Below are 16943 nucleotides of genomic sequence, written 5' to 3' on the forward strand. Positions count from 1 at the left end.
CAAACACATAACCAAGAAATCGAGTCATGAAGACCATTAAACAATTTTTCTATTTAGTTAAACCTTTTTGGGGGCAGCGTGCTGCCCTTTTGTGCTGGGTGCTGCTGTTTGCCTCGTTAGGGCTAACCCTTTCTTCCGTTTGGTTCAATGTCAAAATGAACATGTGGAACGGGGATTTCTATAACGCCCTGCAAAAGCTAGACGGACAAGCACTGTATGGGCTGCTGCAATACTTTGTGATTTTAGTTAGTGGTCTGATTTTTGTGGTCGTAATGGGCACCTACCTCAAGCAAATGCTGATTATCCGTTGGCGCAAAGGCATGACTGAGCAAGTACTTGGTCGCTGGCTTTCCGGCAACAGCAAACACTATATGCTGAGGCTCGCATCCCAAGAGCCCGACAACCCAGACCAACGTATTGCGGAAGATATTCGCTTACTGATTGAATCCACGCTGAATCTGTTAGTCACTTTCCTGCATTCAATGCTGACATTGATCTCCTTTGCCGCGATTTTATGGACGCTTTCAGGAAGCCTTTCATTTAATTTCGCCGACAGCGATTGGACCATTCCGGGCTATATGTTCGGGGCCTGTATTATTTACACCATCATCGGGATCGCGCTAACCCAGCTGATTGGCTTCCCTCTGCGCCGCCTGCATATGGATAAACAGCGCCGTGAAGCGGATTACCGTAGTTCGTTAATCAATTGCCGCCAGCACGGAGATGCCATCGCAGGGCAACGGGGTGAACCACAAGACCGTAAAGAGCTGATGACCCGCTTTAGCGAAATTATCCGTAACTGGAACCAGTTGATCCGCTGTGAACGTAATTTATCGTTTTATACCGTCGGTTATCAACAAGTGACCGCCCTCGCCCCTGTGTTGCTGGCATTACCTAAGTTTTTAGCGGGTGAAATTATGCTGGGCGGATTAATGCAGTTACGCCAAGCATTCACCAGTGTAGCAACCTCATTGGGCTGGTTTATTTTTGCCTATAAAGAGATTGCAGCATGGCAAGCCACCGTAGCGCGTCTGTATAACTTCGTGGTGTTATTGGAAAACGATAAAACCCCAGAAGCCACTATTAACGAAGATAGTGAACCATTAACAGCAAACTTGAGCCTGTTTACGGCAGATCATCGCCCACTGCTGAGCACCGTTGATCTTAGTATCAATAGCGGTGAGCTGATGTTGATCTCCGGTCGTTCTGGTATTGGTAAATCCACATTACTGCGCACACTCAGCGGCCATTGGCCATTCTTTGACGGAAAAATCACTCGTACGGATAACGTCGTCTGGATCCCGCAGCGCCTTTATTTACCGATAAGCCGTTTAGATAACTTATTGGCTTACCCACAAGATGCCAGCCAATTTACGGCTTCGGATCTGAAATATGCGCTAACCCTTGTTGGGTTGGAAAAACTTCATTCACAACTCGCTTTGGAAACCGATTGGAACAACCGACTTTCTGGCGGTGAACAGCAGCGCATTATGTTTGCGCGACTGCTCCTGAATCGACCGAAGTTAATGCTATTGGATGAAATGACCTCCGCTCTTGATGAGCCGAGCGCACTAGCTTTACTGAATATGCTAAAAGCCCAGCTCCCCGCCAGCGGTATCGTTTTGGTTAGCCATCAAGGCTTTATTGACCAATTAGCTGACAAGCATCTGCGTTTATCTGGAACAACGCAAAATACGCCATTTATGACAGGAGCCCCAGAATATGCTTCGTAAAATTACATTGGTCGCCGTCGTTGCGGCTCTTTTAGGGGGCTGTGTTAACAGCACGCCTCGACAATCTAGCGAGCAAACATTGCTGCCAGTACGCCAAGATCTGCAACATTATCAACTCGATAATGGGCTGCAAGTTTACTTACTTCAACGCAATCAGCCAGGGGTTGAGCTGCGTTTATTGGTCAATGCAGGTTCATTGCAGGAAACCGAACAGCAACTTGGTTTAGCGCATTTTACTGAGCATATGGCTTTTAAGGGCACCCAACATTTCCCGGGTACCACTGGCTTTAAACAGTTAGAACAGCAAGGGCTGAAACTCGGTAGCCATGTTAATGCGATCACCAGCCTCAACAGCACCTTATATAAATTATCATTGCCAAATGCCACCCCAGCACAAGTGAGTACTGGGTTACAGGTTATGGCGGATTGGGCGGCAAATATGACCTTCGATGCCGAGGCATTTGAAAAAGAGCGCCCCGTCATTATTGAAGAGTGGCGCTTACGTCAAGGCATGGGCTATCGCATCAATGACAGCCTCGAAAAATTGCGTTACCACGGTAGCCGCTACGCAGAGCGTAACCCTATTGGCTCCCTTGATGTGGTTCGCCAAGCGCCTATTGAGCAAGCCAAAGCCTACTACAAAACGTGGTATCAGCCGCAGCGCATGAGTTTATTGATTATTGGAGACTTCAGCGCATCGACAGTACGTGATGAAGTAAAAACTTTGTTTGCGTTACCGAAACCAGAAAAAATTTCCCAAGATTCTCCAGAATGGAAGCGCTTTGCCGACTCCAACAATATGCTTGTTCAAGGGGTATTTGATAAAGAACAAGGCGCCCGCTACGTTCAGTTTTCACTGCAAAAAAATATTTCTGCGCCGTTGAATACTCGCCAAGGTCAAACCGACGATCTGATGGATAATTTATGGTTAACCATCTTGAATCAACGTTTTTCCGTGATGGTGGATAATGGTATTTTGCCGTCCATTAGTATTAATGAACAAGGGGCAATGCTAGATAACCAACGCCTTCAGCAGCTGATGATTATCCACCCGAAAGGCAATGATTATGCGGGCGCAACCGAAATTCTATTTACTGAACTGCAACGCCTAGCGACCGAGCCTGTGACTCAACAAGAGCTAGATAGCGCCAAGCAAGGGATGTTGAAGAAACTTAGCCAACAAGCGGGTTCCGAGCAACGTTACAGTAATGAATACTTAGCAGGGCAACTGACCACCGCACTCGAATATGAAATGCCGATGTGGAACAAACGCCAGCAGTTGGATAATAGCTACCAATTAACTAAAAATATCCAACCTCAAGATTTACAGCGTCATGTGGCTAGCCTTTTACAGGTCGCATCCCCACGCTTAGCGCTGATTGGCCCTGATACCGATGAAAAGGCGGTGAACAAACAAACCTTCAGTGAACAGTGGCAACGCATTCGCCAAACACAACCGGGCCCGTTCACGCTGCGTTCTCAAGCCATTAGCCTGAAGTTACCCGTCGTAGCAAAAGGCACAATTACCGAACAAGCGTCACTGCCTATTGAAAAAACAGAGCAGTGGACACTCAGTAATGGCATTAAAGTGATTGTTAAAACGGATAAAAATCTTAAAGATGATATTCAGTTTAACTTACAGCTTCCGGGTGGTCGTTCCCTTGAAACCCTGCAAACTGCAGGCTTAACCGACTGGGCAATGAAACTGCCAGAAAGCAGCGGTTATGGCAATTACAGCGCCCGTGATTTGGCGTTATTAGCCAAACAAAATCAGGTTAGCGTTCGCCCTTATAGCGAGCTGCTCAACCACGGTTATCGCGGTAAAACCCCGGTTGATAATCTTGAAACGGCGTTGCAGTTACTGAATTTAAAACTGACCGCGCCGCAATTTAGTGGTGAAAAGCTGGAACAACACAAACAAGCTTTTGCGCTGAACTTGTCGAAAATGCCCGTTGAGCGTACATTCCTCGACCATATTAATCAGCAAAGTTACCAACATGGTGAGCTATTGGTGATCTCCCCTGAAGGAGCTTGGAAAACCTTTACCGCTCAGCAGCTTCAACAAGCCAACCGCCAATTACTCACCTCTACTTCAGATATGACATTGGTGATCACCGGCACGATGAATGCCCGCGAGCTGAAACCACTACTGGAGCAGTGGGTTGCGACGCTGCCTGCCCATGATGGCAAACTGGCATGGCGCAACCAAGGGATCATGCCGAAGATGACGAGCTTTAATCAGCAATATCCGATCAGTAGCAGCGATAAGAGCATGATCAGCATTCAATTTGCAGCGCCCGCACAGTGGTCACAACAAGATCAACTTGCTCTGCAACTGATTGATACCATTGTTAGCCAGCGCCTACGTAGCGAATTGCGTGAGAAAGCCAGTGGTATCTATGCCCTGAGTTTCTCGCAAATGTTAGCGAAAAAACCACAGCCGTATTACACCGGACGCTTAAATTTCACCACCGCGCCAGAACGCGCTTCAGAAATGGTAACTTTAGCGCACAATACTGTTGCGCAGCTGCGCCAAACGGGTGTAACGGAAAAAGAGTTAACGGAAGCCAAAAATATTTGGCTCACTGAAAATGCGCAAGTCACGGATAGCGCAAGCTATTGGACTGAAGCCCTCGCACAAGTTGCGGCGGATGATGGGCAATATCAGCGCCTCATGCAAGAACGCGCGATGATTGAGTCCTTAACACTCCCACAGATAAATCAATTAGCTAGTAAATACTTAGGTCAAAATCAGAAAGTATTTATGATGACGCCTTAATCTGAGAAAGAATCAGCCCGTGAATACAGCGGGCTGATTTATTTGTTTTTCACCGTATTCTTAAAAAAGATAAAATTCATAATTAATTTTTGGAAAAAAATCTTCGTACATTATTAATTACTCTCTTGAACACATGTGAAATTATCTTTTTTAAACTTAAACTCTTCATTAACTCTTCTGCATCGATATTTTCTTTAGGTTTCAATAACTCGGATTTACTTTCAACACTGATTTTTTCATATCCCTTCAATTCGTTTATTCTATCTCTCGAATAAGCAGTTATGAAATCATTAACCTGCTCAGCAATATTTTTATGTGTATAATTTGATATTTTCTGCATTAATTCGGATGAATACTTTCCAATATTTTCAATTGGTTCTTCCTTCAAGCAATCTATAATTGCCATTTTAAACTCATTTAACTTACGTGGTGTAATATCTTGTAATGAATTTACGGAATTTATTGCATACCAAAATCGACTTATCGGACTTTTATTTTTTCTAATATAGACTTCATGTTTATCCAAATATTTATTAATAATATTATTAATTTTTTTACAAACCAATTCATTATCGTATTTTTTTAGTATTTCCTGTGCATTAAACATTTCTCTTTCAAAGAGCTCAGGGTTTTTACTTGACTTTAACTCATTAAATTTCGCCTTAACTTTAGACTTAATCAAGTTTAATGACCTATACGAAATCCCATTAAAAATCACTTTAATTTCAATTGCTTCCTCTATCGTATGACTAGGAAGAATTTTTTGAAAACCAGATTCTTTTTCACTTAAATTCAGCTGATTTAATTTATCTTTTATTATTGAAGGCCCTCTGGTAAAACTATTTGCCTTCTCACCAACGACTTCATTCTTCGGTTTATCAATCAATTCGTCACAATGCTCCATCTTTTCTATAATGACATCATTTGTAGTATCACCCTCTATTGGTGTGGTTTTTTTTATTGAATTATTAGAAAAATCATCATCACATGCTTTTCGAGTAGTCTCTTTAGCAAGAATATCTTTTCTTTGCTCCATTTTTATTTTTTTAGTAGAAAGTGGCTGTTCAATAGGTAGAGAAAAACAATTTTTACTTGCTTCCATACCTTTATTAAAATACTTATCAATTTTTTCTTTCGCTTTCCCGCTCGCAGCTATGCTCCATGCTTTAGTTATTTCTTCCCAGCCTTCCGCGCCATTGTTTTTGGCTGCTTTAATTTTATCGATGATAATATAGCTTTTCCTTTCGAAAACCTTTGGGTTTTTGATTATCGCCTTTACCATGTCATTCAATGAACAGTCCACTAACGCAGCAGATTGAGATTTATTTTGAAAAATCTTCATATATATTCCTTTTTGAATAAACTATCTTTGCTTTAAAAAAATAGCTTATTCTTGGTATATATTAAGAAATAAGCTATATTGAGGGTGGTTAAATTACTTCATTAAAAACTTAGTTAAATGAACTTTTATGAACTTTATAAGCATCGCGTAAACCCAATTCATTTTCTCTAGTTTTAAATTTCATTTTTAACAGATAAAGTGCTTTAATTAATTCTTCAGTATCCTTTTTGAAACTTGACAAGTTATTTTCATTATCTTCTTCCACATCAACTTCTTCTATCTTTGAAAGGATATAGCTATCTTTATTAATTCGATTATCTTTCTTTTCCATTGGTATCATTTGATGATTTTTTACTAAATTTAAAAATACAGTATCGTTCACATCTGAACTTACAGTTCTATTTGAAACTTGTGAATCAATAAAATCATTTTCGAGTTTTACCATAGATGATGTTTTTTCTTCACTACGATAAATATCAATACCGAATTTACGATCAATAATCTTACTAATTTTTTCACGCACAGGTTCATTAGCACTTTTCGTTTTAGATATAATCTCTTTTTTAATGTCTACACTATCTAGGAAAGAATAATTCTTATTAATTTTCGTAAATTTACATTCTATTTTTCTTAATGATTTTACTGAAATACTATTACTACCTAATTTACATTCAATGGCCTCAACGGCTGAATGATGGCTTCTGATAATTTTTTTGCGACAAATCATTTCATTGATTGAATCTAGCTTATTTTGAACAGATGAAATAAAGTATCCAATCGTTTTATTCAATGCATTCTTGAATCCGGATTTTTTCTGAGCATCATGATTCACTTCCTTATTTAGGAATATATTATTATTATTTTCAATTGAACTATTTTTAATAAAAGACATACTCACTTCCTTCGTTTAAATTAAATAAAAATAATAATATATCCCTCAATTTCTTTACGATATCAAATATCGCTACTTATATATTTTCTATATAAAAATCAATATTCCCCACATTAATATTCCCCGCATTAATATAAAGAGGCAAGCCATTTACTTCATTGACATACATTGCTTTTAATGTGATTAGTATTCTTCTCAAAAACGATAATAAAAGGAAAAGTTTGTGAACAACGTAATAATACGTAGAGCCACCTTGGACGATGTCCACGCTATCACACAAATGCACGCTGATTACTCCGCTTATGCCAACACTTTGCAACTGCCTTATCCCACAGAGAAAACGTGGGAAGCACGGCTGGGTGCCAATGATCCGCTGGTGACTCAATTTGTCGCCACACTGGATAATGTAGTGGTTGGGCTACTTGTCGTGCATCAACCTGCACAAATACGCCGCCGACATGTGGCTAGTTTCGGTATTACAGTGAGCCAAGCTTTTCAAGGCAAAGGAATTGGTTCGGAATTAATGCAAGTTATGGTGGATTACTGTGACAACTGGCTCAATGTTCACCGCATTGAATTAGAAGTATTTGCCGCTAATGGTAGCGGCTTAGGTCTATATGAAAAGTTTGGCTTCAAGCAAGAGGGCATTTTGCGCGATTATGCATTTCGTGATGGTCAGTATGTGGATGCGATTGTGATGAGCCGAATTAAATCAAAAAGTTAAGCCGATTTATAAATCAAAAATGCCACTTTTAAAGTGGCATTTTTATATTCAGATTAAAGCTGAATCAACGATTATTTATCGCCTAACAAAACTGAATCCAGCGCGATTTCAATCATTTCATTGAACGTAGTTTGACGCTCTTCTGAAGTCGTTTGTTCGCCAGTTTTGATGTGATCAGAAACGGTACAGATAGTCAGTGCACGAGCACCAAACTCAGCAGCAACACCGTAGATACCTGCAGCTTCCATTTCCACACCGAGGATGCCGTATTTTTCCATCACTTTAAACATGTCTGGGTCTGGGGAATAGAACAGATCCGCAGAGAACAGGTTACCAACACGAACGTTTACGTTACGCGCTTTTGCAGCTTCAACCGCGTTATGCACTAAGTCATAATCTGCAATTGCCGCAAAATCATGGTCTTTGAAACGCTGACGATTTACTTTAGAGTCAGTACATGCCCCCATACCGATAACCACGTCACGCAGTTTCACGTCATCCATTACTGCACCACATGAACCCACACGGATCAGCGTTTTAACGCCAAAATCAGTGATCAGCTCTTTTGCATAGATGGAACATGAAGGAATACCCATTCCATGACCCATAACGGAAATTTTACGACCTTTATAAGTTCCTGTGAAACCTAACATACCGCGTACGTTATTCACTTGGCGAACATCTTGAAGGAAAGTTTCTGCAATGTACTTCGCGCGCAGTGGATCACCCGGCATCAGTACGACGTCTGCGAAATCACCCATTTCTGCATTAATATGTGGAGTAGCCATTTGTATTCCCTTTTAATCATTAAAATTGTGCACAATAAATAAGGCAGTTTCCTGCCTTATTTTCAAATCACCCTATCGCAAGCTTAAAACATCGGCTTACCGTATTCCATTGGTGATAAATCAAAATAATTCGCGACTGTCTGGCCAATATCCGCGAACGTTTCACGGTGACCTAAAGAACCTGGTTTAACTTTTGGTCCGTACACCAGCACTGGGATGTGTTCACGAGTGTGGTCTGTACCCGGCCAAGTTGGGTCGCAACCGTGGTCAGCGGTTAAGATCAGAATGTCATCTTCTTTAACCAGTTTCAGCATTTCAGGTAAGCGGCTATCGAATAACTCTAATGCAGCAGCATAACCGGCAACATCACGACGATGACCGTATGCTGAGTCAAAATCGACAAAGTTAGTGAAAACGATAGTGTCGTCACCCGCAATTTTCATCTCTTCTAAGGTTGCGTCAAACAGCGCGTTGATGCCCGTTGCTTTGATTTTTTTGGTAATACCAACGTGAGCGTAGATATCGGCAATCTTACCGATAGACACCACTTCACCTTGTTTTTCTTCCACTAATTTTTGCAGTACGGTTGGCGCTGGTGGCTCAACCGCTAAGTCATGGCGGTTACCCGTACGCTCAAAGTGACCCGCTTTGTCGCCAACAAATGGACGCGCAATCACACGGCCGATGTTGTAACCACCTTTAGTTAACTCTTCACGGGCAATTTCGCACAGCTCATACAGTTTGTCTAAGCCGTAAGTTTCTTCATGGCACGCGATTTGGAATACAGAGTCCGCAGAGGTGTAGAAAATTGGCTTACCCGTTTTCATGTGTTCTTCGCCCAGTTGGTCGAGGATCACAGTACCTGAGGAGTGGCAGTTACCTAAGTAACCCGGTAAGTTGGCTTTCTCTACCAGTGTATCCAGTAATTCTTGTGGGAAGCTGTTTTCATGTTTCTCGAAATAGCCCCAATCGAACAGAACAGGAACGCCCGCAATTTCCCAGTGACCTGACGGTGTATCTTTACCTGAAGATAACTCACTCGCATAACCATATGCACCGATAATTTCTGCATTTGGATCCAGACCCGCAGGGAATTTTCCGCTTGATTCTTCCCCTGCTTTTCCTAAACCTAATTTTGTTAAGTTAGGCAGGTGTAATGGACCTTTACGGCCTTTGTCTGCTTCCCCACGAGCACAAGCGTCTGCGATATGACCCAGTGTGTTCGAACCTTCGTCGCCGAATTTATGGGCATCACCTGCAGCGCCGATCCCGAAGGAATCCAGTACCATGATAAATGTGCGTTTCATATTTATTCTCCTGCGATACAGCTTATCTGTTCATCGCGTCATCTAACCCGCACCCTTCTGTGAAAGATGCGGATATCGGTTTATTCACTAATTTGACGATAGACCATTGGTGTCGCTTCTGGGGCTTTATCCCCAATAATCATAGCAGCACGAACTTCTTTCGCCGCCTCTTCCCATGATTTTTCGCTATTGGCATGAATGATCGCAAGTGGGGTTTGGGTATCAACTTTGCTACCTAATGCTGCGATATCACTTAAACCAACGCTGTAATCGATAGGATCAGAAGCTTTACGGCGGCCACCCCCTAACGTTACCACAGACATACCCAGTGCTCGTGTGTCCATTTGTGTGATAATGCCCGCTTGTGGTGCGTAAACGGCTTTGCTGAGGACGGCAGTTGGCAGATATTTGCTGTAATTTTCAACAAAATCTTTCGGCCCTTTTTGTGCCGCAACCATACGACCAAACACTTCCGCCGCTTTGCCATTATCCAGTACTGCTTGTAATTTTTGACGGGCATCATCACGATCCGATGCCAACTTACCAGAAACTAGCATTTCCACACACAGCGCCATGGTGACTTCAAACAAACGTGGATTACGGTATTCGCCCGTCAGGAACTGTACAGCTTCACGGACTTCAACAGCATTACCTGCGCTAGATGCCAGTACTTCGTTCATGTCAGTTAATAACGCGGTAGTATTGCAGCCTGCGCCATTGGCGACTTGCACGATAGATTCAGCCAATTGCTCTGATTTTTCGTAGGTTGGCATAAATGCACCAGAACCCACTTTAACGTCCATCACTAACGCATCTAACCCTTCGGCTAATTTCTTACCTAAGATAGAAGCGGTGATAAGCGGAATAGAATCCACGGTTGCCGTGATATCACGAGTCGCATAGAAACGCTTGTCAGCAGGCGCTAGTGAGTTGGTTTGACCAATAATCGCCACGCCGACATTTTTGATAATGTCGCGGAAACGTTCATCATCAGGGAAAATATCAAACCCAGGGATAGCTTCGAGCTTATCAAGGGTTCCACCGGTGTGACCTAAGCCGCGACCGGAAATCATCGGAACATAACCACCACATGCAGCAACCATAGGTCCTAACATGAGTGAAGTCACATCCCCCACGCCACCTGTGGAGTGTTTATCCACGAGTGGACCATTAAGATTCAGTGATTTCCAATTTAATACGGTACCGGAATCACGCATCGCTAACGTTAGCGCGACACGTTCAGGGGTTGTCATATCATTGAAATAGATGGTCATTGCCAGGGCTGCAATCTGACCTTCAGAAACCGTGTTATCACGTACACCATTGATGAAGAAGCGGATCTCTTCTTCGCTTAATGGTTTGCCGTCACGTTTTTTACGAATAATTTCTTGAGCGAGAAACACAATAGGCTCCTTAATTCACATCGAATTCTTCGGCTAAATAGTCACGGCTGTTGCCCAAGTCAGATAGGGCAACAGTCTGATGTCACTAATAATTGCGATTATTAATAGCTGCTGGAGGATTTTTTAACGTCAAATCCCAGTGTATTTAATAAATTCGCTAATAAGCTAGATGCACCAAAACGGAAATGGCGAGCATCAGCCCAGTTATCGCCTAAGATTTTGCTTGCTAAGGCTAAATATTGTGCTGCTTCTTCAGCGGTACGAACGCCGCCAGCAGGTTTGAAACCAACACTTTTCGCCACGCCCATATCATGGATGACTTGCATCATGATTTCTGCGCTTTCTAAAGTGGCATTCACAGGCACTTTACCCGTGGATGTCTTAATAAAATCAGCACCTGCATTGATTGAAATTTCAGACGCTTTACGGATCAATGCAGCATCTTTTAGTTCACCCGTTTCAATGATCACTTTCAGTAATACATTTGCAGCCGCGCAAGCATCTTTACATGCTTTCACTAAATCGAAACCGATTTTTTCATTACCAGCCATCAGTGCACGGTATGGGAATACAACGTCAACTTCATCCGCACCATAAGCAATGGCAGCTTTAGTTTCAGCTAAAGCAATCTCAATATCATCATTACCATGTGGGAAGTTGGTGACGGTCGCAATGCGGATATCTGGCGTTCCTTGGTCACGTAAGGTTTTACGTGCAATAGGAATAAAACGAGGATAAATACAGATAGCAGCGGTATGACCTGCTGGGCTTTTTGCCTGATGACATAAGGCGATCACTTTTGCGTCAGTGTCGTCGTCATTTAACGTAGTTAAATCCATCAGGGTCAGTGCGCGTTGCGCTGCTGCTTTTAAATCAGTCATATAACTCTCCAACGATGTTAATTCTTTCAGAACGATACGTTCTTTGTTGGCGAGCGGGCTTGTTCCATAAAGATGCTAGTTAGGTTTTCCAAACTCAGCAGCTGAGATCCATCTCACCGCACGATGCCCTAGAGCCAGTTGACTCTATGAACTATCAGTTCCGTGGCAACTTACTGTTACCTATTTGACCACGTAACTGGGGTATTTTATGCGCTACAAATCACATTTATCGACTGAACGTTACATTATTAAATATATATTCGTGAACGATATCACAATTTCACGAGAAATTGCTCACTCTTTATCAACCATTATACAGGCTGCAACTTTCTCGTCTTAAATTGATTACGTTAAGAATAGTTGAAAAAGTAAGAGTTACGATAAAAACCAGAAAAAGAATATCGCAGAAGAAAATGACAGCGGAAAGACAAATCGCCTTTCCGCTGCAAACAGGGGGATTACATTGCGGTCATTGCGGCTAATGTTAAGAAGAAGCCTGCAATCGTTGCACTCATTAAGTTAGAGAGTGTACCCGCCATAACGGCTTTCATACCTAAACGAGCTACATCACTACGGCGATTTGGTGCCATTCCACCTAAGCCACCCAGCAAAATTGCCACAGAAGATAAGTTCGCGAAACCACACAGTGCGAAGGAAATAATCGCTTTAGTATGATCAGACAGAACTTGTTTGCCCGCCGCAATCACATCCGCATCGGCTTTCATATATTCACCGAAGTTCATGAAAGCAACGAATTCGTTCACAACCACTTTTTGCCCAATGAAAGAACCGGCAATTGTTGCTTCGCTCCACGGCACACCAATCAGGTATGCGATTGGGGCAAATACCCAACCTAGTAATAATTCAAGGGATAATTGCGGATAGTCAAACCAGCCACCCACACCACTTAAAATACCGTTAATTAACGCAATTAATGCGATGAATGCCAGTAACATTGCACCTACGTTCAGAGCCAGTTGCATACCGGATGCTGCGCCAGATGCGGCTGCATCGATGATGTTAGCTGGACGATCTTCTTCTGCCACTAAATCTTTAGCATCCACATTATCTTTAGCAACTTCAGTTTCAGGAACCATTAGCTTAGCAAACAGTAATCCACCCGGCGCCGCCATGAAGGATGCAGCAATCAGATATTCCATTGGAACACCCATTTGCGCATAACCCGCTAATACTGAACCCGCTACAGACGCTAAACCACCACACATGATGGCAAACAGTTCAGAATTAGTCATGGTAGAAATATAAGGGCGAACAACCAGAGGCGCTTCCGTTTGACCAACGAAAATGTTCGCGGTTGCAGACAGTGATTCGGTTCTTGAAGTTCCCAGTACTTTTTGCAGACCACCACCTAGAATTTTGATGACCAGTTGCATGATGCCGAGGTAATACAGGACGGCAATCAGAGATGAGAAGAAGACGATGATAGGTAATACACGGAAAGCAAAGATAAAGCCGCCGCCGCCAAATAATTCAAACATTTTATCGGAAACTAAACCACCGAAGATGAAGCTCATCCCATCTTGACCGTAACCGATAACTTTAGAAACGCCGTCAGACATGCCTTGTAAAACGCTACGTCCCGCAGGGGAGTAAAGAACGAATGCGCCGATAGCGACTTGGATTAAAAAAGCACCGCCGACTGTACGAAGTCTAATTGCGCGACGATCGCTGGAGAAGAGAACGGCTATCGCAATAAGCACCGCCATCCCAACAATACTCAAAATGAGTTGCATGGAAGTATCCCTGTTCACTTAATTCTAGGTTAATGTATAAAGAAACTCGCAAGATTCCACGAATCTTAGTTCGATGATTATAACCAGTCATCATTAATAACCCCCAACATTCATCACAAATCCAAAGTGCAATAAGCAACATAAATTCAAATATTGTGACGAAACTCACAATAGAGGATCAGTTTCGTCTGGAAAGGCACTAATGCGATAGTCGAAGAGATAAAAAGCTGAATGGATTTACTCGGATAAATACATAAAATACTTAAGAAATAATTATTAATCGGCTAATTATAATCTAAATTAGATTAAATAACGTCCGGCTATTGTTGTAAAGTTGTTGTGCTATTTCATCCGGAGATTCGTGGCGCAGCTCACACAAAGACTGAAATACCCACTGAATACGCTCTGGTCGATTAGGTTCACCTTGAAAACCGGATACAGGCATATCCGGTGCATCTGTTTCAAACACAAGACAACTTAGCGGGAGTTGAGCCATCACTTGGCGAGTTTTATTCGCGCGCTCATAAGTAATTGTCCCCCCGACGCCAATGTAATACCCCAGTTTCACAAAACTTTCGGCTTGAGAAAGGCTGCCAGCAAAACCATGCACTACACCACGTGCAGGGACTTCGTAGCGACGTAACATCGCAACCAATTGGTCATGAGTTTTTCGTGAATGCAAAATAACGGGTAAGTCAAACTGCTTAGCTAACTTCAACTGGCGCTGAAGCAATATTTGTTGCCTTTCAAATTGAGGATCTTCCATATAAAGATCAAGCCCAATCTCTCCTACTGCCACGCATTTCTGGCTTTTGCGCATCAGAAAATCCGTCAATTTTTCAAAATGTGATTCTTGAAACTGGCTTAAATATAGTGGGTGAAATCCCATTGCTGCGTGGAGTTGAGAATACTCATGCGCTAAATTCCAGATGCGTTGAAAGTTATCCTGACTCACCGCAGGAATAATAATATCCGTAATTCCACCTTGCTTCGCGGTTTCTAGGCTTTCTGTAAGTGCCTCACTGAACGGGGGAAAATCAAAATGACAGTGAGTGTCGATAAATTGAATATTATCACTCATGAGCAGGATTGCCTTGCAGGGCGCTAGCACTTGCTGCCTCGGCCGTCTTTCCTGCTAATAAAGACTCTCGCTGATCTTCCCTATACATCAATTCTAATGAGTTGGTGTTCTTAGAAAATCGACTGAAATCAGCATCATTACTCGCAAACTGTTGAGCTAATGCTGCAATAAAGTAACGTCCACAGCGTCGTCCGACATGGTAATCTTGGTTTAAGGCACTAATTTTACTGCCTAATGCACTGCTTTTCAGTGGTGTCGGTGGGTATATTTCAAAAATCTGCACGCCATCGGGTGGGTTTTCGATAAATTCCTGCGTTTTTCGATAGCTCTTCAAGTGAACTTTTAGCATGGCTGCCATGCGTTGCAGCGCCGAATTATCACCTTCAAGCCAACGAGTCATTCGTTTTACCCATTCGGGCGTAAAGTACATCTGAGAAGGTACAGTGCGGATCACAACAATTGTATCCGCTCCACGCCGATAAGCTTCCTCTACAGGAATCGCGGCGCTTATCCCTCCATCGTGGTATCGCACGCCGCTATATTCTACGCCAGTTCGATAGAATCCTGGAATGGCGCTGGAAGCACGAATGATATCCAACCAAGAATCCGCATCTGGCTGCAAAAATGCAGCGGAAAAATCATCGCTACGACTGGCTCCCATATAGAATTCACGGCCAGAATTTAACAATTCAAGCCCTGCATCCATATTAAGTGGAAACTCTTTCGCCGTCGTTTCAATCAACCAATCAAGGTCAATTAAGTTTCCTCCACGAATAAATCTTAGCGGGTTAAAAAAATTAAGATTCGTGGTATAGCGAGTAATCACTCGGCGGGCATATCCGGCTTGACCACAAATATAAGCGGATAAATTTTGGGCGCCCGCAGACGTCCCTATCATCAAATCAAAAGGGTTAAAGTTTTCTATCAGAAATTCATCCAATACACCGGCCGTAAAAATACCACGCTGACCGCCACCTTCGCAGATAAGGGCAGTTTTTCTTCCGTTAATTTCATCAGAAAACGCGAGTGGCTCAATCGTGCCTAAAGTGACAGGAACATGCTTTCCCATAGTAACCCTTTCTCTATATTGACGTGTCTCTAAACAATCTCACAATAAATCAGATTAAAACAAATGATTCTCATTAAACTGTTTTTCTCAGGAAGAGCAAATAGCAAAATGAGCTTTCGACTGAAAGCTCATTTAAAATAAATTACTTGTTCGTCAGAACTAAACCATTCTGTACTGATTTTACCCCTTTCGCGGTTGATGCAATCTGTACAACTTGATTTATCTGCTCACTAGATTTGAGAAAACCAGAGAGGTAAACCACACCTTGAACAGTTTTTACTGACACGCTATTACTTGGGAGCCCACTGGTACCTAAGAGTTTGCTTTTAATATCCGCAGTAATGGAAGAATCATCGATATAGGTATCGGTACTTTTCACACCACTTGAGATGGCATTACCTGTATCTTTGCCTGCCATTTCAACAGTTTTAGCTGCGCTGTCCCAAGTTTCTGAAGCTTGTTTTTTCAAGGCGCTATCAGATGATGAACTACAAGCAAAAAGTGCCCAGCTCAACCCAATGACACCTAAAGAACGTAAAACGGCGATCTTTTTCATTGGAACCTTCCTCTTGGTATGATTAATAAACTAACAATGTCATAGCCTAAGTAAAAAGTAGATAAAAATAAAGTCAAATAACTCATCTTCAAGAGTATGACCCAAGGTAATTTTCACTTTTGAGAGAAAAACTCTTAATTGGATGATTTAAATAAGAAATTAAGAAATAACTGTCTAATATCTCTCAATGAAAAAAACAGAAAAAGGGTGCCTGTATCACCTAACTTACAATCAGAGAGAAATGTGGGGGATTACTCCCCCACCAGACTACTCAACGCACAATAGAGTAGCTTGAACCATTGTGTTTCCACTGATTACATTGACCGAACAAATTCGGTCTCGCAGCAACAGTGAAAGGCACAACACCGTGGCACACACGGTCATTAGCCCGATAAGAGCAAACTTGGTCATTCCTCTTGACTCCTGTACAAAAAGGAGACAGAATCCAATTGTCGTGTTGGAGACTGCCTCGAGTTACTATTAATGGAACTCGGGGCTTTCGTCTTTTTGGTCTCACAACTTATTGTTCGCTTAAACCAATGGTTTATTTGAATCAATTATCTGCTTGAACCAAAATGATCCAAGCACCCACCGCCATCATAGCAGTATGCTCTCCACAGAAAAATATCGATTC

General features: G+C 42.4%; 13 protein-coding genes. 3 read left to right on the top strand and 10 right to left on the bottom strand.

The window, feature by feature from the left end:
- The first annotated feature begins 26 nt into the window (after nucleotides 1-26).
- Both GKR48_RS12845 and GKR48_RS12850 read left to right on the top strand, forming a co-directional pair.
- Nucleotides 27-1733, top strand: a complete 1707-nt coding sequence (locus GKR48_RS12845; protein ID WP_154628355.1) for an ABC transporter ATP-binding protein/permease — start codon at nucleotides 27-29, stop codon at nucleotides 1731-1733.
- Entirely contained in the window at nucleotides 1723-4512 is a 2790-nt protein-coding gene (locus GKR48_RS12850; RefSeq protein WP_154628356.1) for a M16 family metallopeptidase, read from the top strand. Before GKR48_RS12845 ends, GKR48_RS12850 begins: the two co-directional genes overlap by 11 nt.
- A gap of 82 nt (nucleotides 4513-4594) precedes the next feature.
- Here the strand turns inward: GKR48_RS12850 and GKR48_RS12855 are convergent, their stop codons facing one another.
- Complete coding sequence (locus GKR48_RS12855; RefSeq protein WP_154628357.1) at nucleotides 4595-5854, bottom strand: hypothetical protein; 1260 nt, start codon at nucleotides 5852-5854, stop codon at nucleotides 4595-4597.
- 109 nt (nucleotides 5855-5963) lie between these two features.
- Nucleotides 5964-6746, bottom strand: a complete 783-nt coding sequence (locus GKR48_RS12860; protein ID WP_154628358.1) for a hypothetical protein — start codon at nucleotides 6744-6746, stop codon at nucleotides 5964-5966.
- A gap of 223 nt (nucleotides 6747-6969) precedes the next feature.
- Between GKR48_RS12860 and GKR48_RS12865 the strand changes: the two genes are divergently transcribed.
- The gene (locus tag GKR48_RS12865) at nucleotides 6970-7470 is read left to right on the top strand and encodes a GNAT family N-acetyltransferase (RefSeq protein WP_336431164.1); all 501 of its coding nucleotides are present in this window, start codon (nucleotides 6970-6972) and stop codon (nucleotides 7468-7470) included.
- Nucleotides 7471-7541: 71 nt separating this feature from the next.
- On the opposite strand, the gene deoD is transcribed toward GKR48_RS12865, so the two are convergent.
- The 8 genes from deoD to GKR48_RS12905 form a co-directional block, all read right to left on the bottom strand.
- Complete coding sequence (gene deoD / locus GKR48_RS12870; protein WP_006657106.1) at nucleotides 7542-8258, bottom strand: purine-nucleoside phosphorylase; 717 nt, start codon at nucleotides 8256-8258, stop codon at nucleotides 7542-7544.
- Between the two features lie 83 nt (nucleotides 8259-8341).
- Nucleotides 8342-9565: a phosphopentomutase gene (deoB, locus tag GKR48_RS12875; RefSeq protein WP_132496126.1), complete on the bottom strand. Its 1224-nt coding sequence runs from the start codon at nucleotides 9563-9565 to the stop codon at nucleotides 8342-8344.
- 80 nt (nucleotides 9566-9645) lie between these two features.
- On the bottom strand, nucleotides 9646-10968 hold the full coding sequence (gene deoA / locus GKR48_RS12880; RefSeq protein WP_224060129.1) for a thymidine phosphorylase: 1323 nt from the start codon (nucleotides 10966-10968) through the stop codon (nucleotides 9646-9648).
- 101 nt (nucleotides 10969-11069) lie between these two features.
- The gene (deoC, locus tag GKR48_RS12885; protein ID WP_154602795.1) at nucleotides 11070-11849 is read right to left on the bottom strand and encodes a deoxyribose-phosphate aldolase; all 780 of its coding nucleotides are present in this window, start codon (nucleotides 11847-11849) and stop codon (nucleotides 11070-11072) included.
- A gap of 458 nt (nucleotides 11850-12307) precedes the next feature.
- Nucleotides 12308-13603 (bottom strand): NupC/NupG family nucleoside CNT transporter, encoded by a 1296-nt coding sequence (locus GKR48_RS12890; protein ID WP_154628359.1) that lies wholly within the window; start codon nucleotides 13601-13603, stop codon nucleotides 12308-12310.
- Nucleotides 13604-13898: 295 nt separating this feature from the next.
- Nucleotides 13899-14684 carry a TatD family hydrolase gene (locus tag GKR48_RS12895; RefSeq protein ID WP_154628360.1) on the bottom strand — a complete coding sequence of 262 codons (786 nt, stop codon included), beginning with the start codon at nucleotides 14682-14684 and terminating at the stop codon, nucleotides 13899-13901.
- Complete coding sequence (locus tag GKR48_RS12900) at nucleotides 14677-15753, bottom strand: patatin-like phospholipase family protein (protein ID WP_154628361.1); 1077 nt, start codon at nucleotides 15751-15753, stop codon at nucleotides 14677-14679. Before GKR48_RS12900 ends, GKR48_RS12895 begins: the two co-directional genes overlap by 8 nt.
- Before the next feature lie 142 nt (nucleotides 15754-15895).
- Entirely contained in the window at nucleotides 15896-16309 is a 414-nt protein-coding gene (locus tag GKR48_RS12905; protein ID WP_036950212.1) for a BON domain-containing protein, read from the bottom strand.
- Nucleotides 16310-16943: the final 634 nt, after the last annotated feature.

The sequence above is a fragment of the Providencia sp. wls1943 genome, from assembly GCF_009706275.1.
GTDB lineage: Bacteria > Pseudomonadota > Gammaproteobacteria > Enterobacterales > Enterobacteriaceae > Providencia > Providencia zhijiangensis.